Origin of the sequence: Streptacidiphilus sp. MAP12-33 (assembly GCF_041261265.1) — a bacterium.
Lineage (GTDB): Bacteria > Actinomycetota > Actinomycetes > Streptomycetales > Streptomycetaceae > Streptacidiphilus.
Map to the genome: position 1 here is coordinate 521,951 of NZ_JBGCCA010000001.1, position 20,998 is coordinate 542,948.

Annotated in this window: 21 protein-coding genes; 11 read left to right on the top strand and 10 right to left on the bottom strand. The window is 72.0% G+C overall.

What is annotated here, in order from left to right:
* Nucleotides 1–54: 54 nt before the first annotated feature.
* Complete coding sequence (locus ABH931_RS02440; protein ID WP_370109341.1) at nt 55–555, bottom strand: NUDIX domain-containing protein; 501 nt, start codon at nt 553–555, stop codon at nt 55–57.
* Nucleotides 556–584: 29 nt separating this feature from the next.
* Complete coding sequence (locus ABH931_RS02445) at nt 585–1,937, bottom strand: tetratricopeptide repeat protein (protein WP_370109343.1); 1,353 nt, start codon at nt 1,935–1,937, stop codon at nt 585–587.
* A 195-nt stretch (nt 1,938–2,132) separates the two neighbouring features.
* On the opposite strand from ABH931_RS02445, the gene ABH931_RS02450 reads away from it, so the two are divergent.
* The 4 genes from ABH931_RS02450 to ABH931_RS02465 all read left to right on the top strand — a co-directional run bounded on the left by ABH931_RS02450 (nt 2,133) and on the right by ABH931_RS02465 (nt 4,332).
* A complete protein-coding gene (locus ABH931_RS02450) occupies nt 2,133–2,393 on the top strand; it encodes a hypothetical protein (RefSeq protein ID WP_370109344.1) in 261 nt (86 codons plus the stop codon).
* 38 nt (nt 2,394–2,431) lie between these two features.
* Nucleotides 2,432–2,644, top strand: coding sequence for a hypothetical protein (locus tag ABH931_RS02455; RefSeq protein ID WP_370109345.1), 213 nt, complete (start codon nt 2,432–2,434; stop codon nt 2,642–2,644).
* Nucleotides 2,641–2,907: a hypothetical protein gene (locus ABH931_RS02460; RefSeq protein ID WP_370109347.1), complete on the top strand. Its 267-nt coding sequence runs from the start codon at nt 2,641–2,643 to the stop codon at nt 2,905–2,907. The genes ABH931_RS02455 and ABH931_RS02460 overlap by 4 nt, the downstream gene beginning before the upstream one ends.
* 312 nt (nt 2,908–3,219) lie before the next feature.
* Nucleotides 3,220–4,332, top strand: a complete 1,113-nt coding sequence (locus ABH931_RS02465; protein ID WP_370109349.1) for a protein-L-isoaspartate(D-aspartate) O-methyltransferase — start codon at nt 3,220–3,222, stop codon at nt 4,330–4,332.
* 652 nt (nt 4,333–4,984) lie between these two features.
* Here the strand turns inward: ABH931_RS02465 and ABH931_RS02470 are convergent.
* On the bottom strand, nt 4,985–5,575 hold the full coding sequence (locus tag ABH931_RS02470; protein ID WP_370109350.1) for a hypothetical protein: 591 nt from the start codon (nt 5,573–5,575) through the stop codon (nt 4,985–4,987).
* A gap of 198 nt (nt 5,576–5,773) precedes the next feature.
* On the opposite strand from ABH931_RS02470, the gene ABH931_RS02475 reads away from it, so the two are divergent.
* Nucleotides 5,774–6,505 (top strand): carbon-nitrogen hydrolase family protein, encoded by a 732-nt coding sequence (locus ABH931_RS02475; protein ID WP_370109352.1) that lies wholly within the window; start codon nt 5,774–5,776, stop codon nt 6,503–6,505.
* 143 nt (nt 6,506–6,648) lie between these two features.
* Here ABH931_RS02475 and ABH931_RS02480 read toward each other — a convergent pair whose 3' ends face one another.
* The 5 genes from ABH931_RS02480 to ABH931_RS02500 form a co-directional block, all read right to left on the bottom strand.
* Nucleotides 6,649–7,320: a hypothetical protein gene (locus tag ABH931_RS02480; protein WP_370109353.1), complete on the bottom strand. Its 672-nt coding sequence runs from the start codon at nt 7,318–7,320 to the stop codon at nt 6,649–6,651.
* A gap of 79 nt (nt 7,321–7,399) precedes the next feature.
* On the bottom strand, nt 7,400–8,635 hold the full coding sequence (locus ABH931_RS02485; protein WP_370109354.1) for an MFS transporter: 1,236 nt from the start codon (nt 8,633–8,635) through the stop codon (nt 7,400–7,402).
* Between the two features lie 55 nt (nt 8,636–8,690).
* Nucleotides 8,691–9,287 (bottom strand): pyridoxamine 5'-phosphate oxidase family protein, encoded by a 597-nt coding sequence (locus tag ABH931_RS02490; RefSeq protein ID WP_370109356.1) that lies wholly within the window; start codon nt 9,285–9,287, stop codon nt 8,691–8,693.
* Between the two features lie 23 nt (nt 9,288–9,310).
* Nucleotides 9,311–10,039: a phosphotransferase gene (locus ABH931_RS02495; protein ID WP_370109359.1), complete on the bottom strand. Its 729-nt coding sequence runs from the start codon at nt 10,037–10,039 to the stop codon at nt 9,311–9,313.
* Between the two features lie 11 nt (nt 10,040–10,050).
* Nucleotides 10,051–10,611 (bottom strand): hypothetical protein, encoded by a 561-nt coding sequence (locus tag ABH931_RS02500; protein ID WP_370109360.1) that lies wholly within the window; start codon nt 10,609–10,611, stop codon nt 10,051–10,053.
* A gap of 373 nt (nt 10,612–10,984) precedes the next feature.
* Between ABH931_RS02500 and ABH931_RS02505 the strand changes: the two genes are divergently transcribed.
* The 6 genes from ABH931_RS02505 (at nt 10,985) to ABH931_RS02530 (ending at nt 18,808) form a co-directional block, all read left to right on the top strand.
* Complete coding sequence (locus ABH931_RS02505) at nt 10,985–11,677, top strand: flavin reductase family protein (RefSeq protein ID WP_370109361.1); 693 nt, start codon at nt 10,985–10,987, stop codon at nt 11,675–11,677.
* A 63-nt stretch (nt 11,678–11,740) separates the two neighbouring features.
* Nucleotides 11,741–12,247, top strand: a complete 507-nt coding sequence (locus tag ABH931_RS02510) for an LURP-one-related/scramblase family protein (RefSeq protein ID WP_370109362.1) — start codon at nt 11,741–11,743, stop codon at nt 12,245–12,247.
* Between the two features lie 107 nt (nt 12,248–12,354).
* Nucleotides 12,355–14,949, top strand: a complete 2,595-nt coding sequence (gene clpB / locus ABH931_RS02515; RefSeq protein ID WP_370109364.1) for an ATP-dependent chaperone ClpB — start codon at nt 12,355–12,357, stop codon at nt 14,947–14,949.
* A gap of 266 nt (nt 14,950–15,215) precedes the next feature.
* Nucleotides 15,216–16,934 (top strand): beta-propeller fold lactonase family protein, encoded by a 1,719-nt coding sequence (locus ABH931_RS02520; RefSeq protein ID WP_370109366.1) that lies wholly within the window; start codon nt 15,216–15,218, stop codon nt 16,932–16,934.
* A gap of 188 nt (nt 16,935–17,122) precedes the next feature.
* Nucleotides 17,123–17,677, top strand: coding sequence for a YbjN domain-containing protein (locus tag ABH931_RS02525; RefSeq protein ID WP_370109367.1), 555 nt, complete (start codon nt 17,123–17,125; stop codon nt 17,675–17,677).
* A 93-nt stretch (nt 17,678–17,770) separates the two neighbouring features.
* Nucleotides 17,771–18,808 carry an Ig-like domain-containing protein gene (locus ABH931_RS02530; RefSeq protein ID WP_370109369.1) on the top strand — a complete coding sequence of 346 codons (1,038 nt, stop codon included), beginning with the start codon at nt 17,771–17,773 and terminating at the stop codon, nt 18,806–18,808.
* Between the two features lie 19 nt (nt 18,809–18,827).
* Here ABH931_RS02530 and ABH931_RS02535 read toward each other — a convergent pair whose 3' ends face one another.
* On the bottom strand, nt 18,828–20,261 hold the full coding sequence (locus ABH931_RS02535; protein WP_370109370.1) for a protein kinase: 1,434 nt from the start codon (nt 20,259–20,261) through the stop codon (nt 18,828–18,830).
* Entirely contained in the window at nt 20,258–20,908 is a 651-nt protein-coding gene (locus ABH931_RS02540; RefSeq protein WP_370109371.1) for a hypothetical protein, read from the bottom strand. The genes ABH931_RS02535 and ABH931_RS02540 overlap by 4 nt, the downstream gene beginning before the upstream one ends.
* Between the last annotated feature and the right edge of the window lie 90 nt (nt 20,909–20,998).

The window sequence follows — 20,998 nt, forward strand, 5'->3', positions numbered from 1 at the left end:
AGCGGCATCATCGCAGTTCAGCCCGACTCAGGCCGTGCAATTTCGTAGTTGGGCTCAACTGGTCCACGAGTCGAGCGAGACACTGGGGCCGTTGTGCAGGTAGCTGAGCAGTGCCGCGCCGGTAGTGGAGACGAATTGCTCGGGGACGGCATCGGTCGGCACCCATGCGACCTCGGAGTGCTTGTCCGGCTCTCCGTTGGTGAGGTCGCCCGACCAGCTGAGTGCTGCGAACACGACGGTGAGAAAGCCGTTGGGGGCTTCGACGCCCCGGGCTCCATGGATCACGTGGACGAGTCGAAGATCCTCGGGGGAGACGACGAGACTGGTCTCTTCCTTGAGTTCGCGGACCGCGGTCTCTGTGATCGGTTCTCCGGGCTCGCTCTTGCCGACGGGGAGGTCCCACATGCCCTGCGCGAACTTCGCCTTTGGGCCGCGGCGGAGTAGTGCCACACGCTGAGCTTTGACGTCGTGGACGATGACGGCGGCGACCAGCAGGGTCATCGACTCCGTGGCGGGCGGGAGCTGGGTGGGCTGGTCGGTGGTCTGCTGGGCCACGTCGGTGGGTCCTTCCTTCGGTGCGTATGTCAGATCAGTGCCTCGCGTGCGCGGCGTTCCAGATCGGTGGCTCCTGGGACTCCGCGTCTACGGTAGGTGGCCAGGTGAGGACGGATCGAGGAGATCGCCTTTCTGGTGCGATCGGAGGTCATGCCGTCCATGAGGTCAAGCGCGCGACCCCAAGTCGCGATCGCTTCGTCGGCTCGGGCCTGAGCGGCCAAGCTGTCGCCGAGATCTGCGTAGGTCAGCGCGTGGACGCGCTTGTATTTCTCGGCGTCCCAGCGGATCAGTGCAGCCCGGTGCTGCTGCTCGGTGCCTCGGTGGTCACCGAGGTCCGTCAGCGTCCTGGCGGTGTGGCTGGCAACGGTGCCGGCCGCCGGTCCGCTCACGAGTGAGAAAGTGGGCTGCTCATCCGTGGTGCGAGTGAGGGCATTCTCGGCGGCCAGTAGGGCGCGGGCTGCGGCGGGCTTGTCGGAGGTGGCCGCGAATGCGCGTGCGTGGGTGATGTGGAGTAGGGCCTCGGTCTGGCCGTCCACGTGGCCGAGGCTGCGGCTGAGTGCGTTCTCGATGAGGTCCACGCAGTGGCGCGGCTGCTTGAGGCTCAGCGCTTGGTGGGCCAGTGCCCGCATCATCCACCCGGCATGACCCATGGGGTCCGCCTCGACGGCCAGCTGATACCCGACCTGGTAGTAGTGCTGCGCAGCACCCTCTTGCCCGAGGTCGTGGTGCTTCCAACCGGCGAGGTAGGCGAGTTCGGCCACGGTTCCGAACGCCTCGCGTCGTGTGGCCTCGTCGCAGAAGCGGCCGGTGAGCATCGGTGCGGCGGTGTCGGCCAGGTGAGCGGTGACCGTGGTCAGGCCGTGTCCTCCGCCGAGTCGTTCGTCCGCCGCGCTGAACACAGCGGTGATCTGGCGGATGACCTCGACCTCCGCGCGCCCGACCATGGCGGTCCCGGTGCGGGCCCGCATGAGGCGGGAGACTGGCTCGGGGTCGTAGAGCAGCGGCATTGCTACGCCAGCGGCGGTGAAGGCAGCCACAGCCAGGAAGGTGCGGCGTTCCACGTCAGCACGGCCGAGGTTCGTGGCGGCCTCGATTGGGTCAGCACTCGCAGCAAGCGACACTTCCGGGGTGGCAAAGCCCAGCTCGGCCAGAGTGATCGGGCGACGGGCCCGCCTCGACATCGCCTCAGTGATGTACTGACCGGTCTGACCGGTGGGCTCCGCTCCTTTGACCCAGTGGGCGACTGCCGACTTGTTCGTCAGCAGGCTCTCGCCGTTCTCGGCCGCGATGCGTTGGACGGCCCTGGCTAACGCCTCATAGGTCCATCCACCATCCGAAATCGCTTGCTTGAAACGGTGATTGGGCTCCTTGCGTGTGGCCACGATCAATCCCCTGAGCTGGAGCTGTAAACCGCGTAAACCACTGTACGTGGCCGGAACTGTACCCGCCGTGGCTTCGGCTGGGTTCACTGAATATCAGCGGCTCCGACCTGCGGCGCTGCGCCTCTCCGGAAGCCTCAGGCTCCGGCAGGCACCAAGGCCAACGTCCGCTGTCGGATCAGAATTGGTGGTGAGGGCATGGCAGTTAAGACCGCACGTATCGAGCCGCATCCGTGGTCGGTGCCTCCGGTGCCGGGGGTGCACCTGTATGACTGCGAGGTTGGCCGGGTGGGCGTCTTCCAGGCCAAGACGGCGCACGACGGCCGGTACTGGCTGCGGCCGGTCGGGGGCGGGGTCGAGTGGGACGCGCGACTGTCGAACCTATATCCGGCTGACCGGGAAGAGGAGTTGCGGGCGAAGGTCGAGGCGGCCAACCGCCGCAGTCGGCGGGGTTGGTGATGGGGACGACGACCCGCTACCGATTCCGGGAGTACAGCGTGCGTACTGTGGCCGACCCGTGCAGCCTGCCGGCGCTGAGCGCCGTGTGCGTGACCGGGGAAGAGGCTGACTGCGGTGCCTCCTCCGGTGAGGTGCACAGCGCTGAGGAGCTGGTGCGCTGGATCGCTGAGCACTGCGCGCAGACCCAGCATGAGCTGTTCGAGCGCCAGGAGCGCGCCACCGTTCGTGCTGAGGCGGGGGTGTGGCTGTGATCGCCACGACGCAGCAGCGGCGGCAATACCTCTGGGAGCGTGCGGAGCGCATGCGGATCGGGCTCATGACGGTGCGGCAGAGTCGGGAAGCTCTGCATCTGATCCGGGTAGAGGCGGCTCGGCGGCTGCCCGCGGAGGCCCTGGAGTGGTTCGACCCCGGCGACTACCTGATCTGTGAGCGGCCCGACGTGCCGGCGCTGCCAGTGCGTGTCCCGCGTGCGCCTGACGCCCGCTTCACCACTGTGGGGCGGCCGACCCAATGACACCCGCTCCGGCCACGTGTTCCCCCACCGTGGACCGGAGCGGGCCGCAAGAACCACCGGGGAAGCCGGTGGCATCGTGTAAGGCGACTGAACAGGAGGTGCCAGCATGCGTGTTGGCCCGATCTTGCAGAACGGGGGCGACGGCGGCGACAGCGTTCCCGGAACCCCGTGGACACCTCCGCCGGACCCGCCGTCCCCTGACGGCGGCCCGCCTCCCGGAGACGGGGACCACCGCAAGGGATGAGCACCGTACCTGAGCAGGAGGGCCGCGCCAGTGACGAGCTGGTGCGGTCCCTTCTCAACGCTGGGTCCATGACGCCCGACTGGGCCGAGAGCTTCCATGCGGTGCCTCGCTCGTGGTTCCTGCCCGACCGGTACTGGAGCCACGACATGACGACCGGCCGCAACGTGGCGGTGAGCCGGGAGGACGACTCGGAGGAGTGGGCCCGCCAGGCGTTCGCCGACGTGCCCATCGTGACCCAGTGGGACGACGGCCGGCACTCCGGTCCTGAGGCGGGCACCGTGCCGACGAGTTCCGCGTCCATGCCGTCAGTGGTCGCGTCCATGCTCCGGGACCTGGGCGTGCATCCCGGCGTGCGGGTACTGGAGATCGGCACCGGCACGGGATGGAACGCGGGCCTGCTGACCCACCGCCTCGGCGGCGAGAACGTCGTCACCCTGGAGATCGACGCGACCGTCACCGTGAGGGCCCGCACCGCGCTGACCCGCGCGGGCCTGCACCCGACCGTCGTGTGTACGGACGGGGCGCTCGGCTACCCGGACGCGGCGCCCTACAACCGGGTGATCGCCACGGCCGGAGTCCGCACGATTCCTCGCACGTGGCTGGAGCAATCCGACACCGGAGGGCTCATCCTCGCCCCGTTCGGCACGAACTACAGCAACGAGGACGCGCTCGTCTGTCTCACGATGGGACACGACGGCTCCGCGTCCGGCCCGTTCCTGCGACCGGTGGAGTTCATGAAGCTGCGGGCCCAACGGCTCGACTGGGGCGGCTTCAAGGATCACGTCACCCTGCCCTACCCCGGCAATGCGGCAAGATCTTCGACGCACCTGCGGCTGGCCGATCTCGGTGACCGGTGGTCGGCGCAGCGCTTCGCCGTGAGCCTGGCCGTGCCCAACGTCGCGCACGTGGTCAACCGCGCCCCGACCGGCGACGGCTCCTCGGTGTGGCTGTTCAGCACGACCGAACGCGCCTGGGCCCGCGCCGAGTTCCCTGACGATGGAGAACCGGTCGTCTACCAGGACGGTCCGAGACGGCTGTGGGAGGAGGTGGAACGTGCGCTCGGCTGGTGGTTTGACCAGCAGCGTCCACAGCTTGACTGCTTCGGGCTCTCGGTCTCTTCCGAGGGCGAGCTGCGTCCCTGGCTGGCTGACCGCAGCAACCCTGTGCCGTCCTTCGCCTGACGGCCCCCTCGCCGCCCTTCACGGCCTGCGGCTCCTTCCGCCTGGCCGTGTGCCGTCCGTAGACCCACCTGGCGGCGTTCAGCGTAGCCCTGGACCTCGCTGTACTCCCTCAGCGGCTTGGCTCCGACTGCCCGCCCCTGGTTCAGCAACGCCTCGACTTCGCGCAGGACAAGGGTGTTGCCTTCGAGAGCGGTCCAGTGGTGGGCCTCCTGATGCCAGATGTCGTCCCAGATCTCCTGTGCTTCCCGGGGGCTGGGAAAACCGCCGAAATCGTTGGTTCAGCTCCGCCAACGCCCTGTCCAGGCGCTGGTACACGGTGGTACGACTCGGCCTACCTCTGCCCGCCATGGGGCCTCTTCGCACAGTTGATACATAACAACGCCAGCCAATTGAACTTATTAACTCTGGGGCAGGCTCATCGCGCGGAAGGGGGATGCTGCCCCCGAAGGGGGACACCCCTTCCGCGGCTCGTGCTCCGGGCGTTCGACAAGCGAACCTTTCGTGCGGTGAGAGGGTGCCCCGGTCGACGATCTGCAGATTCCCCGGCGTGGCAACCACAGGACCGGCGAGTTCAGTGACGAGTCGCTCCGTCCGCGTGGGTCCGCCGTCGGCGGACCGGACCCACAGGGTGTCATGCGACGGTCCGGGGGTCTCACATGCCGTGGTCCTGGCCGGTGCAGGGGTCGAAGTAGCGGGTGGCGTCGAAGTGCTGGCCGTGGCTGGGGAAGTACCACTCGACCGCGCGGTAGGCGGGCTTGCCGTTGCAGGTGCCGAGGTCGAAGGCGACGACCGTGGCCTGGGCCGAGCTGCCCTGGGCGACGGACTGGTCCGGGGCGACGTACTCGGCGGTGCCGGTGCCGCGGGCCGTGGCGCCGCCCCAGGAGGACCAGTGGAGGCCGGTGACGATGCCGGTGGGGTCGCCGTGGTTGTCCAGGCCCGAGGGGCGGGCCTCGCCGTAGCCCTGGACGCCGGACGCCCACACCGTCCCGAGCACGGGCGTCGTGCCGCCGGCGGCCGGTGCGGTCGGTGCCGCCTGGGTCGGGGTGGCGGCCGGGGTTGTGGGGTTGGCGGCGGAGGACGGGGTGGACTGGGCGGGCGGGGTGGCGTTCGTGGGGGTGCTCGTCGCCGAGACGGCGCCGGGGCTCGGCGCGGCAGCGGGCGTCGTGGCGGACGTGCAGGCCGTCGCCAGTCCGCCCACCACGGCGGCGAGCACGACGGCCGGAATGACGCTCTTGCGGTTCATGCTGGTCTCCCGAATCCACGGCACGCCCTCCGGCCTGCCACTACCGCGCACGACCTGCGCTCTGGAACCATGGTGGCGGTCGCCGTTCTCAACTCCGTAACAGCCGTCACACAGCACTGAACCCGTGTCAGGGCGGTACGCCGGCCCTCGCGGCCGGGGTGAGGCGGATCGGGGCCGACGGGGTGGGGGAACCAAGGTATGCGAGAGCCGTTGACTGTGGCCGTGGTGCAGCCGGTGTGGGCGGGGGCGGACGTCCTGGCCAACGCGGAGGAGCACGCAGTGGCCGTCGTCCGGGCCGGGGCGCGGCTCGTGGTCTTTCCCGAGCTCTCCCTGACCGGCTACGACCTGGACGCGCCGTCGCTGCCGGTGGACGACCCGCGTCTCGGGCCGATCCGGGATGCCTGCCGGGCGACCGGTTCCGTGGCCCTGGTCGGCGCGCCCGTGCGCGAGGTGGACGCCGATGAGAACGAGGACGCGGAGAGCCGTGAGTACATCGCCATGCTGGCGGTGACCGGCGAGGGCGTGGCGGTGGCCTACCGGAAGATGTGCCTGCACGGTGCTGAGTTCGACCGGTTCACGCCCGGCGGGAAGCCGGAGGTGCTCACGGTCGACGGGTGGAGGCTCGGGCTGGCCATCTGCGCCGACGCAGCCGAGCCCCGGCATGCCGCCGACACCGCGGCGCTCGGCATCGACGCCTACGTGGCCGGCACGCTCTACGGCGCCGCGGCCGACTCGCTCGTGCGGCGCGACACCCATATGCGCGAGCGTGCCGCCGCCCATGACACCTGGGTCGTCCTGGCGACCTCGGCGGGCGCCAGCGGAACCTACCCCGAGACCTCCGGCGGCTCCGGCGTCTGGGCTCCGGGAGGCGAGACGGTCGCCCAGGCGGGTGCGGCCGCCGGGGAGACGGTGACCGTCGTGCTGCGCTGAGGCGTCGTCACAGCGGTAGCGGCCGGCCCTCGACGACACTCGCCAGGACCGGCGTGGAGCCTGGTCGAGCGCCTGCTCGCGTAGCGGGTGGTGGACGTGCGCCACCCGCGTACCAGGCGGGCTCGCTTACCAGCCGAGCCCGCTTACCAGCCGAGCAGGGCGGGGCCGAGGGTGAGGCCGGTCGAGGCGAGCCAGGCGTCCTGGACGTCGCGGTTCTTCGTGCCGACGGAGAGGTAGACGGCGTGCCGCCCGGGGGCCGGGTCGGCGGACTGGGAGGTCCACTCGCTGTTCAGGCAGAGCTGGACGCCGCAGAGCTTGGTGTAGGGCAGTCCGCGCAGCGCGACGTCCCACTCGACCTCGAAGCCGAGCGGGCCGGCCGCACGGACCATGGTGTCGAGGTCGGATTCGGTGCAGTACTGGTCGGCATCCGTCGCGTAGAGCGGGCTGCGGTAGTAGGGGAGTTCCAGGGTCAGGCCCCATTCCACGAGCAGCGGCCAGATCTCGGCCAGTTCGGGGACGAGCTCGACCTCCACGCGCCAGGGGTCCCCGCCGCGCAGGGCGCGGCCGCGGAAGATCGTGGTCCAGAACTCGTGCAGGCCGTCCTCGGGGATGCGCGCCCCGTCCGCGCGGCGGAAGTCGCCGTAGGTGAAGTGCTGTCGGGCGTAGTGGAACTGGTCGGCCGTCACGACCGGACCGAGTTGTGGGTCGAAGGGGTCGCCCGTCCATTCGCCGAACTCCGAGCACAGCGCGCGGGCGCGGGCCAGGGCCGCGTCCGCGGTCGGCAGTGGTTCGAGTACCTCGTAAAGGAACGACATCCCCATGCAGGATCTCCTCTGCGTCGACGAAAGGGCCGTCGAGGAGGTTCCGGCAGGAGCGGGGCCGGGCGCAAAGGGATTAGTGCCCGGAGGCCGGGGCGGAGGCGACGGCGGCGGTCCGCGCCGTCCCGGCCGTCGCGACGGACGCGTGGCCCGCGCCGCGGTGGAGGAGCGCCGCCGAGAGGGTGGCGAGGGCCCCGAGCAGTGCCGTCGTCGCGAAGCCGTAGCGCGCGTCGGAGTGGTCGGTGACGGTGGCGACGACGAGCATCGCCACGGTCGTGGCCGCCAGCCCGCCCGCGTTGGCCAGGCCGAAGGCGCGGCCGACGGTGTCGGTACCGGCGGCGGCCATCAGCAGGTTGCGGGAGGCGATCCGGGCCTGGCCGAAGACGAACGCGCCGAACGGGACGAGCAGGACCAGCCCCAGCACGCCGAAGAGCCCCTGCATCACCATCAGCACGTTGCACGCCAGGAACCCCGCGAGGGCGATCCGCAGGTCGCGGTGGCGCCGGGCCACCCGGCGGTAGCAGGCGGCGGCGAGCAGGAACCCGAGGCTGCCGAGCGCGTCGATCCCGCCGAAGGTGCCCGCGCCCCGGTGGAGTTCGGCGAGGACGAAGGTCGGCAGAAGCGCGTTGAAGACGGTGACGACGACGCTGCCCTGGGCGTAGAGGACGATGACGCGGCGGAGTGAGAGCGACGCCGGGAGCGTGGTCGGCGGCGTGGCGGGAGCGGGAGCGGGCGCGTCCGTGGCGGTGGGCAGCGGGCTCCGTGCGCCCACGAGCACCGCGCAGAACGCGGAGGCCGCGAACGTCGCGGCGTTGAGGACGAGCAGCGGCGGCGCGCCGAAGCGCTGCACGGCAAGGCCGCCGACGGTGGCGGAGAGCAGCATCCCGGCCTGGGTGGCGGTCTCGAACCCGCCGTTGAAGCCGCGCAGCCGCGCGCCCTCCACGCGCTCCTTCACCAGTGCGGAGGAGACCGGCAGGAACAGCGCGCTGACCAGGGCGAGTGCGAAGTTGGCGGCGTAGACACCGAGCGCGGTGGACCCGCCCGCCCACAGCCAGAGCGGCAGCGCGAGGGCCAGTGCGGCACTGCACGCGTCGCAGGCGACCCACAGTCGGCGCCGGTCGAACCGGTCGGCGACGCGTCCGAAGAACGGCGAGAGCAGGGCCTGCGGCAGCGCGACGGCGATGAACAGCCAGCCGACCGCCAGCATCGTGTGCTCTTGGCGGATCATCAGCAGCGCTCCGCTGATGAGCTGGACGTTGTTGCCGAGCGCCGTCGCGAAGGCCGCGCCGAGGAGGAGCCGTTCGGTTCTCATGCCACGACGCTACGGATCTTCCCTGACATCCAGTGTCAGGGAAGGCGCGACTGCTTCAGGCGGGTGACGCGGGCAGCGGCGGCAGCGGGAGCGGAAGGCCCGGCAGGCCGTCGAGACTCCGCTCGACGTGGTCCTTCTTCCTGAAGTACTCGTCGAGGCTCTCGTCCGTCTCGCGTGCGAAGCGCGAGCCGTGCAGCGTGCGGTCCTCGTCGTAGGTCATGAAGGGGACGGCGTAGCCACAGGTGTCCCGGACCAGGTCGGCGGTCACCACGATGACCGCGCGCAGTCCGTGCGGCACCGGGTCGATCCCGGGGAAGTGGGCCAGCAGCCCCGTCCAGCGCGGGTCGTCGCGGAAGACGGGCTCGCCGCGCCCGTGCACCCGCACGATGGTGGGCGGGCCGTCGAAGGCGCACCACATCAGCGTGATCCGCCCGTTCTCCCGCAGGTGGGCGATGGTCTCCGCGTTGCTCCCGGCGAAGTCGAGGTAGGCCACGGTGTGTTCGTCGATGACGGCGAACGAGCCGGTGAGGCCCTTGGGGGACAGGTTCACCGTGCCGTCGCCGGAGAGCGGCGCCGTGGCGGTGAAGAAGATGTGCTGCGCTTCGATGAACTCCCGCAGCCGGCCGTCGATGCGTGCGTACGTCTTTCCCATGCGGCCATCATCGCCCAGGCCGGTCAGCCGCCCCGGGCGATGAGCGCCACCGCCTCGTCGAGCGCGGCGATCTCGGGGCGGGACAGGGTCGGGTTGCCGGCGCGGAGCAGGCGGGCCTCGGTGATCCGGTCCGGATCGAGTGGGCCGAGCAGGCGCAGGAAGGGCGGCAGGACCGCGCGGGCCAGAGCCGCGAACTCGGGCATGGCGACCGCGGCCTGGGCAAGGATGAGCGCGCTCGTCGCGCGGTCGAGCGCGGGCGGGCCCTCGGTCGCGGTGGCCCAGTCGATGACGACCGGGCCGTGCGGGGTCAGCATCACGTTCACCGGGTGGAAGTCCATGTGGAGCGTCCGGTCGGCCGGGTCGGCGGACGTGCGCGCGGGTATCGCGTGGAGCCGGTCCAGCAGGGTGGCCAGGATCGCGGCGGCGGCCTCGGCGGACACCGTGCCGACCGCGACGGCCTCCGCGAGCGTGGGTCCGCTCAGCCGCTCCATGACCAGTTCGTGCCGCCCGCCGCGCGGCCAGACCCGCGGAACGGGGTAGCCGTGCTCCAGTAGCCGTGCCATGACCGCGAGTTCGGTGGTGGCATCGAGCCCGTCGCGGTAGCGGCGCAGGACGCGCCCGTCCGGGAGGGCGTAGACGTCGGCGGTGCGGCCGGATCCCAGCAGTGGGCCCGGGAGCGGACCTGGCAGCGGACCCGGCAGCGGAACCGGGAGCGGACCCGGTGACGAGTCGGGCGCGTCGGGAGGCGTCATGAGCGCCGACGTTAGCGCGTGCGGGACAGCATCCGGCGCGTGCAGCGGTCCTGGACCGCGGTCAGCGCGTGGACGACGAGCAGTGCGCCGAGCTGGATGCCGAAGGCGACGAGGCTGTGTGTCAGCCACGCGCCGACCAGGGTGGGCCCGCCCCAGGCGTTGTCGAAGCGGTGGTCGGCGGTGAACGGGTGGCCGAGCGCCGGCGCGGCGTCGGGGCGGAGGAAGTAGAGGTAGCCGGAGTAGACGGTGAACGCGGCGACGCAGCCGGTCAGGAACCCGGCCAGGGCGGGAACGGCGACGAGCGCGCTGTGCGCGAGCACCCGTACGGCACCGCCGCGAGGCTCGGCCGCCGCGGCCCGCGCCGGTGACCAGCGCCGCACCGCCGCGCGCTGCCAGGCCGCCGCGCGCCCGGCCTGTCCGGTGAGCGCGAGCGGCACCGCGACCAGCGCCAGCGGAAACGCGGTCATCCCGCGCAGCGTGGTGCCGGACACCCAGCGCCGCGTCCCGGCGCCGGCCCGTCGTGCGACCGAGCGGGAGGGGGCGCCGAGCGGGGCGGAGGTGAGCGTGGCCATGGTTCCAACTCCTTGGATCGGCAGGCTTGCTGACTTCTCCATGGTCGCTTCCGTCGCCCGGCCGAACGAGGGAGCAGCCACGACACCGCTGGGGTTCGGTTCACCCCACCTCGCACGGGGCCCTGCACTAGCCTGAGCGCCGACCGGGAGGGTGGACGTGGGCGTCGTCGCACGACTGGAGCGGTTCAGCGAGCGGGTCGACGCGCGGTGGGAGCGCTGGACCGAGGGCGGTGACGCAGGGCCGGAGCCCGTCACCGGTAGCCATCCAGCCTTGACGGCTCGGCTCGGCCTTGACGGCCCCGCCCGGCCCTGCCCGGACGCGACGTCCGATTCCCGCCGGACGGCGGGCCGGTGATCGCGGAGCCTGGACGGCATGAACCGTACGCCACGTACCGCCGACCGCAGCGTCGAGATCTCGCCCGCGATCCTCTACTTCGGCACGCCGGTCGTCCTGCTCGGTACCCGCAACGAGGACGGCTCGTCCAACCTCGCGCCCATCTCCTCCGCGTTCTGGCTCGGCCATCGGGCCGTGATCGGCATGGGCGCCGGCTCGCACACCATCACCAACCTGCGCCGCAACGGCGCCTGCGTGCTCAACCTGCCCTCGGCCGAGCAGGCCCACGTCGTGGACCGGATCGCACTGACGACCGGCTCCGATCCGGTGCCGGAGGGCAAGCTGCGCAAGGGCTACCGGCACGAGGCCGACAAGTTCGGCCTGGCGGGCCTCACCCCGCGCACCGGGCTGAGTGTCGACGCGCCCCGGGCGCTGGAGTGCCCGGTGCAGCTGGAGGCGGAGGCCGTCGCCTTCCACTCCCTCGCCGAGGACGACCCGGAGCAGCGCGGCCGGGTGCTGACCGTGGAGTTGGAGGTGGTCCGGGTGCACGTCGCCGAGGAGATCCGGATGCCCGGTCACCCGAACCGGATCGACCCGGACCGGTGGCGTCCGCTGATCATGAGCTTCCAGGAGCTGTACGGGCTCGGCCCCCGGCTGCGCCCCTCCCGGCTGGCGGGCGTCGACGAGGAGCTGTACCGCACGCCCTCGCGGGTGCCTTCGGGCGTGGGCTGAGCCCCGCCTCGGGTGGCAGCATGTGCGGTGACGCTCCGGCACATGCGAGAGAGGGACAGCGCCATGAAGTTTCTGATGCGCGAGCGGGTCTTCGGTATCGGCGACGACCACTGGATCACCACCGAACACGGCGACAAGGCCTTCCTCGTCGACGGAAAGGCGCTGCGCGTCCGCGAGACGTTCGAGCTCAAGGACCACCACACGGGTGAGATCGTCGCGGTGATCAAGAAGAAGCTGATCTCCGTGCGCGACACGATGATGATCGAGCGGGACGACGACCGGATCGCCACGGTCAGGAAGAAGCTGATCACCGTCTTCCGCGACAAGTACCTCGCCGAGCTGGAGGACTCCGTCGGCGGCGGCGAGATCGAGGTGCACGGCAACTTCACCGACCACGAGTTCACCCTGGAGCGCGACGGGCGGCGGATCGCCCAGGTCAGCAAGAAGTGGTTCTCGATCCGGGACACCTACGCGATCGACGTCGCGGACGGCGAGGACATCCCGCTCCTGCTGTCCGTCGCCGTCTGCGTGGACCACCTCCACGCCGAGGAGCACCCGCACGAGGTCTGAGCCGGGGACACCCGTCAAAGGTTGAGTGCAATAGGCTCAACTTATGTCATGCTTGACAGGGCAGACATAGGCGAGCCGGCGGGACCGGCGAGGAGGACCGAACACACGTGGATGCCAGCAAGCTCACCACCAAGGCCCAGGAGGCCCTGTCCGCGGCGATCCGGCAGGCGTCCGGGGCCGGCAACCCCGACGTGACGCCGGTGCACGTGCTTCTCGCCCTGCTGGAGCAGCCCGAGGGCATCGCCCGGCCGCTGCTGGAGGCCGTCGGGGCCGACCCGGCGCGCCTGCGCGGCGCCGCCGAGCGGCTCGCCCTCGCGCTGCCCAGCGCGCAGGGCTCGACGGTCGCCGCGCCGCAGCTGGCGCGGCAGACCGTCGCCGTGCTGAACGAGGCCGCCGCCCGCGCGGCCGAGCTGGACGACCAGTACGTCTCCACCGAGCACCTGATGGTCGGCCTCGCCGCCGAGGGCGGCGCGGCGGCCGACGCGCTCAAGGCCGAGGGCGCCACCGCCAAGCGGCTGCTGGAGGCGTTCAAGGAGGTCCGCGGCAGCGCCCGGGTCACCTCCGCCGACCCCGAGGGCAGCTACAAGGCCCTGGAGAAGTACGGCACCGACCTCACCCAGGCCGCCCGCGACGGCAAGCTCGACCCGGTCATCGGCCGCGACCACGAGATCCGCCGCGTCGTGCAGGTGCTCTCGCGCCGCACCAAGAACAACCCCGTGCTGATCGGCGAGCCCGGCGTCGGCAAGACCGCCGTCGTCGAGGGCCTGGCCCAGCGCATCGTCGCCGGCGACGTGCCGGAGTCGCTGCGCGGCAAGCGCCTGGTCTCGCTCGACCTCGGCGCGATGGTCGCCGGTGCCAAGTACCGCGGCGAGTTCGAGGAGCGGCTCAAGGCTGTCCTGAACGACATCAAGTCCAGCGAGGGCCAGGTCATCACGTTCATCGACGAGCTGCACACGCTCGTCGGCGCGGGCGCCGGTGGCGACTCGGCGATGGACGCCGGCAACATGCTCAAGCCCATGCTGGCCCGCGGCGAGCTGCGCATGGTCGGCGCGACCACGCTGGACGAGTACCGCGAGCGGATCGAGAAGGACGCCGCGCTGGAGCGCCGCTTCCAGCAGGTTCTGGTCGGCGAGCCCAGCGTCGAGGACACCATCGCGATCCTGCGCGGGCTCAAGGGCCGCTACGAGGCCCACCACAAGGTGCAGATCGCGGACGCGGCGCTGGTCGCGGCCGCCACCCTGTCCAACCGCTACATCACCTCCCGCTTCCTGCCGGACAAGGCCATCGACCTGGTCGACGAGGCAGCGTCCCGGCTGCGCATGGAGATCGACTCCTCCCCGGTCGAGATCGACGAGTTGCAGCGCTCCGTCGACCGGCTGCGGATGGAGGAGATGGCGCTGTCCAAGGAGTCCGACGCCGCCTCCGTCGACCGGCTGGACCGGCTGCGCCGCGATCTCGCCGACAAGCAGGAGCAGTTGGGCGCGCTCACCGCCCGCTGGCAGCAGGAGAAGAGCAGCCTCAACAAGGTCGGCGAGCTCAAGGAGCGCCTCGACGACCTGCGCGGCCAGGCCGAACGCGCCCAGCGCGACGGTGACTTCGCCTCCGCCTCCCGGCTGATGTACGCGGACATCCCGGCCGCCGAGCAGGAGCTCGCCGAGGCCCAGGACGCGGCCCGCACCGAGTCCACCACCTCGTCCATGGTCAAGGAGGAGGTCGGCCCGGACGACGTCGCCGACGTCGTGGCGTCCTGGACGGGCATTCCCGCCGGGCGGCTGATGGAGGGCGAGACGGCGAAGCTGCTGCGGATGGAGGACGAGCTCGGGCGCCGTCTGGTCGGCCAGTACGCCGCCGTCCAGGCCGTCTCCGACGCGGTGCGGCGCGCCCGCTCCGGCATCGCGGACCCGGACCGTCCCACCGGCTCCTTCCTCTTCCTCGGCCCGACCGGCGTCGGCAAGACCGAGCTGGCCAAGGCGCTCGCGGACTTCCTCTTCGACGACGAGCGGGCCATGGTCCGCATCGACATGAGCGAGTACAGCGAGAAGCACAGCGTGGCGCGGCTGGTCGGCGCTCCCCCCGGCTACGTCGGCTACGAGGAGGGCGGCCAGCTCACCGAGGCCGTCCGGCGCCGCCCGTACACGGTGGTGCTGCTGGACGAGGTCGAGAAGGCGCACCCGGAGGTCTTCGACATCCTGCTCCAGGTGCTGGACGACGGCCGCCTCACGGACGGCCAGGGCCGGACGGTGGACTTCCGCAACGCCATCCTGATCCTGACCTCCAACCTGGGAAGTCAGTTCCTCGTCGATCCGGCGGTGGAGGACTCCGTCAAGAAGGACCGCGTCCTGGACGTCGTCCGGGCCTCGTTCAAGCCGGAGTTCCTCAACCGCCTCGACGACATCGTGGTCTTCGAGCCGCTCTCCACGACGGAGCTCGGCCGGATCGTCGACCTCCAGGTCGCCGCACTGGACCGGCGCCTGGCCGACCGCCGGATCACCCTCGACGTCACCGAGGCCGCCCGCGAGTGGCTCTCGCTCACCGGCTACGACCCGGCGTACGGCGCACGCCCGTTGCGTCGCCTGGTCCAGTCGGCGATCGGCGACCAGCTCGCCCGCGCGATCCTGGGCGGCGACGTCCGCGACGGCGACAGCGTCCTGGTCGACGCGGACGAGGGCGCGGACCGGCTCACCGTCACCCGCAAGGACTGAGGCGCGCACCGAAACGCGGCAGGGCCCCGCACGCTTTCCGCGGGCGGGGCCCTGCCGCGTCACCGTCCGGGCGGAGTATGGCGCAGCGGGCGAGGTGATGCGTGGTCATCTCCCGTTCCCTTGTGGCCGGTGGGGTCCTTCGGAATCCTGTTCCCCGGTGGCGCCGCCGACGGGTTCGACGGCGCTCGGAGCATGTCGCACCGCCGAGGTCCGAGGGCTCCGACCGGTGCCCGCCGCGGTGGCGCGCCGAGGGGGGAGTCCTCTTCATGTCCTCGTCGTATCCCTTGCTGCCGTCCGGCGGCTCCGCCGCACGGACCTTAGGACCGGTGCGCGGGCGTGTCCGTGGGCGGGTCCGGTCGCTGACGGCGGTGCTCGGCGTCAGCCTCGGCCTCACCGTCGCCGGAGCTCTCGGCGCAACCGCGCCGGCCGCGCAGGCGGCTGCCCCGTCCGGTGGCGTCGCCACCGCCTACGTCGCCGACGCGGGAGCCAACGCCGTCTCCGTGGTGGACGTCGCCACGGGCACGGTCAAGGCCACCGTCGCAGGCGTCGGCTACGACCCGCAGGGCGCGGCCGCCGCGCCGGACGGCGCCCACGTCTACGTGCCGAACATCGGCTCCAACAACCTCGCCGTCATCGACACGCACACCAACACCGTCACGGCCCAGGTCCCGGTCGGCTCCAGCCCCACGGCGGCCGTGGTCGGCCCGGACGGCTCCCGCGTCTACGTGGCGAACCAGGGCACCGACACGGTCTCCGTGCTCGACACCGGGAGCGACACCGTCGTGAGCACGATCGTGGTCGGTGCGGGACCGGACGCGCTCGCGGTCAGCCCCGACGGCGGCACCCTCTACGTCGCGGACAGCGGCTCCGGCGGCGCGCTCTCGGTGGTCTCCACCGCGACGGACACGGTGACCGCGACGCTGCCGACGAGCGGGGTCCCCGTGGCCCTCGCCCTGAGCACGGACGGCTCCCGCCTGTACCTGGCCGACCAGGGCTCGACGACGGTCTCGGTCCTCGACACCGCGGCCGACACCACGACCGCCTTCGCGGTCCCCGCCGTCCCCTACGCCCTGGCGCTCACCCCGGACGGCTCCCGTCTCTACCTGGCGGACGGCCCCGCCCACACCGTGGCCGTGCTGGACACTGCCTCCGGGACGACCACGGTCCTCCCCGGCGGCACGAATCCGCAGGGCGTCGCGGTCACCCCGGACGGCTCCCGGGTGCTGGTCAGCGACCTCGGCTCGGCCTCCGTCACCACCCTGGACGCGAGCACCGAGCAGGTGGTGACCACCACCGCGGTCGGCGCGGACCCGGCCGGCCTGGCCGTCGCCCTCACCGTGCCCGCGCCCGTGGTCACCGGCGTCAGCCCGGCCACGGGCCCGCCCGCGGGCGGCACCACCGTCACCGTCTCCGGCACCCACCTCGGTGGCGCGACAGCGGTGGACTTCGGTCCCGGCAACGCCGCCAGGTCCTTCTCCTGCACCGACCAGAGCTGCACCGCCGTGGCTCCGGCGGGCACCGTCGGCACCGTCGACGTCCAGGTCACCACTCCGGGGGGCACCAGCGCCACCGGCCCGTCCGACGCGTTCGCCTACGCCGCCGCCGACGTGGGCGTCACCCTCGCCGCCACACCGCACCCGGCGCTGCTCGGCGGATCGATCGTCTACACGGTGACGGTCACCGACCACGGCCCCTCCGCACTCGCCTCGGCCACGGTCACCGCCCAGCTGCCCGCACCCATGGCGGCGCCCTCCCCCGACTGCACCGTCACCGGCCGCAACGTGAGCTGCGGCGTGGGGTCCCTCGCCGCGGGAGCGAGCACCACCCGCCAGTTCACCGTCCCGGTGGGGCTGCTCACCCTGGGCCTGCCCTACACCGTCACGGTCGCCCGCACGGCCTCCGGCCCGGTCGACCTCAACCCTGCGAACGACACGGCGAGCCGCAGCTGCACGGTGCTCACCTCGCTGTTGATCAGCTGCTCCTGACCGGTGCCCGGTGATCGACCGTTTGTGAGCGTCCGGTCGTGATCCGCCACGTGGGAGCCGCACCCGGGGGGTGGCGGTGCGACCGCCGCCCCCGGGGCCGACCCACAGCCGTGGACACTGGGCGCAGCACCCTCCCGTGAGGCAGGATGAGGGACGGCAAGCCGTAATCCCCGAAGGGAACCCCTGTCGTGAGCATCGACCCGTCCGCCATCCCCAACTTCGGCGGAGGGCAGCCCCAGCAGCCGCAGACGCCGCAGGGTCCGCCGCCGGTGATCGTTCCTGACGCCGAGCTCGTGAAGCAGCTGCTGGACCAGATGCAGCTCAAGCACACGGTCGACGGCGAGGGCGACGTCGTCGCGCCCTGGGAGGAGTTCCAGGTCTACTTCATGTTCCGCGGCGAGCAGAAGGAGCTCTTCGCGGTCCGTGCCTTCTACGCGCACGCGCACGAGCTCGCGGCCAAGCCCGCGCTGCTGGAGGCGCTGGACGAGTGGAACCGCGAGACCCTGTGGCCGAAGGTCTACACGCAGACCACCGACGAGGGTGAGCTGCGCATCGTCGGCGAGACGCAGATGATCGTCGGCCTCGGTGTGAACATCAACTACTTCGCGGCCATGGTCGTGAACTGGGTCCAGGCCGCGGTCACCTTCAACCAGTGGATCAACGAGCGTCTGGGCCTGGTCAAGGCCGTGGACGACGAGGACGCCGAGGGTGACGCGGGCGACGGCGACTCCGCCGAGTCCTAATCTTGACCTTTGCTTTACATGACGCCTGCAACCGCTTGCGTAGTGTTCGGTCTCTCTGGACGTGTTGAAGACGTCCAGTGAGGACGATGTGACGTGAGCGGAGCAGGTGGCGTGGTGGGGCGCGTAGGGCGGATCAAGAACGGGATCGGTATAGCACTGCTGGCGGGCGCGGTCGCGTTCGGTGCCAGTGGGTGTGGGGGCTCAGCCTCCGCGACGTCGGCCAAGGGGTCCGACGCACCGGTTGCCGGCAGTACGGGCGCGTCGACCAGCGCCAGCGCCAGCCCGTCAGCGAGCCCGTCGCCGACGCACCCCGCGGGTCCGCCGGTCCAGCTGGACTCGATCTACCCGCTGGACAACGAGACCGTCGGCGTCGCACAGCCGATCTCGATCGTGTTCACGCACTCCGTGGCCGACTCCGCCCGCAAGGCCGTCGAGCAGGCCCTCAAGGTCACCACCTCCACGCCGATGACCGGCGCGTGGCACTGGTTCTCCAGCCGCCGCGTCGACTGGCGCCCGCAGAGCTTCTGGCCCTCCGGCACCAAGGTCACCATCAACGCCGACCTGAACAACGTCGGTGACGGCAACGGTCGCTGGGGCACCCACGACTACCACCACAGCTTCACCATCGGCGCCGACGTCGAGACCAAGGTCAGCGTGCCCGGCCACTGGATGAAGGTCTACAAGAACGGCTCGCTGATCAAGACGATGCCGATCGACGCGGGCAGCCCGACCTTCCCGTCCTGGAACGGCACGATGGCCGTGATCGACAAGCAGGCGGAGGTCCGGATGACCTCCTGCAGCGTCGGCATCAGCTGCGACAAGAGCAGCCCGAACTACTACGACCTGACCCTCCCGTGGGACGTCCACCTGACGGACTCCGGCACCTACGTGCACTACTCCACGGGCGACCCGTACCCCGGCCACAGCTACGGCTCGCACGGCTGCGTGCACCTGTCGCTGTCCGACTCGGAGTGGTACTACAACCTGGTCGAGCCCGGCGACCCGGTCACCATCACCGGCTCCTCGCGCGCCGCAGTCTCGGGTGACAACGGCTACGCGGGCTTCACGCTGAGCTGGTCCGACTGGCTCTCCGCCAGCGCCGCGGGCGAGCTGCCGACCACGACCGGCTGAGTCCGGGTCTGTTCCAACCTCACGGCCGGTGCGGCGTCGCACCGGCCGTGCTGTTTGTGCCGGGGCCGCCCGGGCCGACGGGGGCGCCGGGCGCGGCAGGGCCGCCGTAGGCGCCAGCGTGCGGCTGGAGGGCCGCGTACTGGCGGCGCAGCGCGGCGGCCACCGGGGAGTCGACGCCGTGCCGGCCCTCGGCCGTGCGCAGCGCGCTGCCGAGCAGGCCGAGGGCCTGACTGATCCGCCCCGCCCCGAGCAGGCGCCGGGCCTCGTCGACGGTGGCGGCCAGCAGCTCGCCCTCCGGGTCGGCGGCCGACGCGCCGAGCGGTGGGCCCGGCTCCGTGCCGGGCACACCGAGCTGGGCACCGAGCTGGGCGGTGGGCTGCGAGGTGGGTTGCGAGGCGCCGTACGGAACGCCGTAGGGCGGGGTCTGCGGGGCGACGTACAGGGGCGCGCGCGGAGTTCCGTGCGGCGCGGGGACGGCGCTCTGGAAGGCCGGGGCCGGGCCGGAGGGTGCACGGTCCGGCCACGGGGCGAACGGCAGCCGGAAGGGCCGCGTCGGATCGCACAGCGCGGCCCCGGCCGTCGGCGTCCACGAGAGCTGCGGGTGCGCGACCGGCAGCAGCGGCGCCAGCGCCCGGTAGACCGTGTGCGCGTCGGCGGGTCGCTGCGCCGGGTCCTTCGCGAGCAGCCACATCACCAGCGCGTCCAGCGCCGGGGGCAGGTCCGGACGGGCCGAGCGCGGCGGCACGGGCGCCTCGTGCAGGTGCCGGTGCAGCGTGCCGAGGGCGGAGGACCCCTCGAACGGGGCTGATCCGGTGAGCAGTTCGTACAGCACCGCGCCGAGCGAGTAGAGGTCGCTCGCCGGGCCGACGGCGGTGCCCATCGCCTGCTCGGGCGACATGTAGGCGGGACTGCCCACGGGGGACCCGGTCACCGTGACCCGGGTGGTGTCCGCGCCGAGGACCGCAGCGACGCCGAGGTCGAGGGCGACCAGCGTGCCGTCGTGGCGCAGCATCAGGTTCCGCGGCTTCAGGTCCCGGTGCACGACACCGGCGTCGTGCACCGCCGCCAGCACCGGACACAGCTGCGCCGCGACGGCGACCGCCCAGGGCCACGGGTAGGGGTCGTTCTCGGCGAGGTGGTCGGCCAGGTCCGTCCCGCGCACGTACTGCATGACCAGGTAGAGCTCGTCCGCGTCGGTCCCGGCGTCGTGCACGGTGACCAGACCCGGGTGGCCGACGCGCGCGGTCACCCGCGACTCGCGCTCGAACCTGCGCCGCAGCTCGTCGGCGTGCGTGCTGCCGGGCGTGGCGGCCCGCAGCAGCTTGACCGCGACCTCGCGGCCCAGCAGCAGGTCGTGCGCGGTCCACACCCGGCCCATGCCGCCCTGCCCGACCAGCGCGGTCAACGCGTACCGCCCGCCGACGGTGCGGGCGCCGCCCGCGTCGGGGGTCATCCGGCCGGCCGGTCGTGCCCGCGCAGCAGCGCGCTGAGCTCGTCCAGCTCGGCCTGGACCTGCCCGAGCGGCACCAGCGGCGGTGGCGCGGCTGTCGGGGCGGCGGTCGGGGCGGCGAACGTCGGGGCCGGGGCGGGCCAGTGGACGGCGTACGGCGGGGGGAGCGGGGCGGCTTCCGCCGCCGCGGGGGGCCGCAGCTCGGCGACGAGGAACCAGACGGTCGAGCCCACGGCGGCGATGACGAGGAGCGCCATACCGACGTTCGAGCCGACGTCGGTGTCGCTGTCGTTGCTGCTGCCGAGGGTGACGACGCCCGTGGTGGCGACGACCATGGATATGCCCAGGGCGATCCAGTCCTGTGCTCTGCGCTGCCGGATGGCCGTGAACAGCAGGGGCACCCAGGAGAGGAAGCCGATGGTGCCGATGGGGACCAGGCCGAGCACGACCCGCAGGACGACGAGCCCCACCCGCGCCGCGGTGCCGCACCGTGGCGGGGGCGGGTAGGGCGCGAAGCCGTGGTCGGGGTGGGCGCCGTAGCCGAGGTAGGGCGTCGGCTGCCCCGGATGGCCCGCGGGCGGCGGGTAGGCGGCGTAGGCGGGGGCCGATGGCGGCAGCGACGGAGGAACTGGCGGCGTGGGGCCGTACATGCGCAGCTCCAGGGCTCGGGCTCGGTCGTCGGTAGCGTACAGCCGCCCACCCCGCCCCCGTCAGCCCCGGCCCACCGCGCTGTAGCGGGC

Excerpts from the sequence above, each read along its gene's own strand:
- ABH931_RS02450 (WP_370109344.1), top strand. The coding sequence starts at position 2,133 with ATGGCAGTTAAGACCGCACGTATCGAGCCGCATCCGTGGTCGGTGCCT.
- ABH931_RS02465 (WP_370109349.1), top strand. The coding sequence starts at position 3,220 with ATGACGCCCGACTGGGCCGAGAGCTTCCATGCGGTGCCTCGCTCGTGG.
- ABH931_RS02470 (WP_370109350.1), bottom strand. The coding sequence starts at position 5,575 with ATGAACCGCAAGAGCGTCATTCCGGCCGTCGTGCTCGCCGCCGTGGTG.
- ABH931_RS02475 (WP_370109352.1), top strand. The coding sequence starts at position 5,774 with ATGCGAGAGCCGTTGACTGTGGCCGTGGTGCAGCCGGTGTGGGCGGGG.
- ABH931_RS02480 (WP_370109353.1), bottom strand. The coding sequence starts at position 7,320 with ATGTCGTTCCTTTACGAGGTACTCGAACCACTGCCGACCGCGGACGCG.
- ABH931_RS02485 (WP_370109354.1), bottom strand. The coding sequence starts at position 8,635 with ATGAGAACCGAACGGCTCCTCCTCGGCGCGGCCTTCGCGACGGCGCTC.
- ABH931_RS02490 (WP_370109356.1), bottom strand. The coding sequence starts at position 9,287 with ATGGGAAAGACGTACGCACGCATCGACGGCCGGCTGCGGGAGTTCATC.
- ABH931_RS02495 (WP_370109359.1), bottom strand. The coding sequence starts at position 10,039 with ATGACGCCTCCCGACGCGCCCGACTCGTCACCGGGTCCGCTCCCGGTT.
- ABH931_RS02500 (WP_370109360.1), bottom strand. The coding sequence starts at position 10,611 with ATGGCCACGCTCACCTCCGCCCCGCTCGGCGCCCCCTCCCGCTCGGTC.
- ABH931_RS02505 (WP_370109361.1), top strand. The coding sequence starts at position 10,985 with ATGAACCGTACGCCACGTACCGCCGACCGCAGCGTCGAGATCTCGCCC.
- ABH931_RS02510 (WP_370109362.1), top strand. The coding sequence starts at position 11,741 with ATGAAGTTTCTGATGCGCGAGCGGGTCTTCGGTATCGGCGACGACCAC.
- ABH931_RS02520 (WP_370109366.1), top strand. The coding sequence starts at position 15,216 with ATGTCCTCGTCGTATCCCTTGCTGCCGTCCGGCGGCTCCGCCGCACGG.
- ABH931_RS02535 (WP_370109370.1), bottom strand. The coding sequence starts at position 20,261 with ATGACCCCCGACGCGGGCGGCGCCCGCACCGTCGGCGGGCGGTACGCG.
- ABH931_RS02540 (WP_370109371.1), bottom strand. The coding sequence starts at position 20,908 with ATGTACGGCCCCACGCCGCCAGTTCCTCCGTCGCTGCCGCCATCGGCC.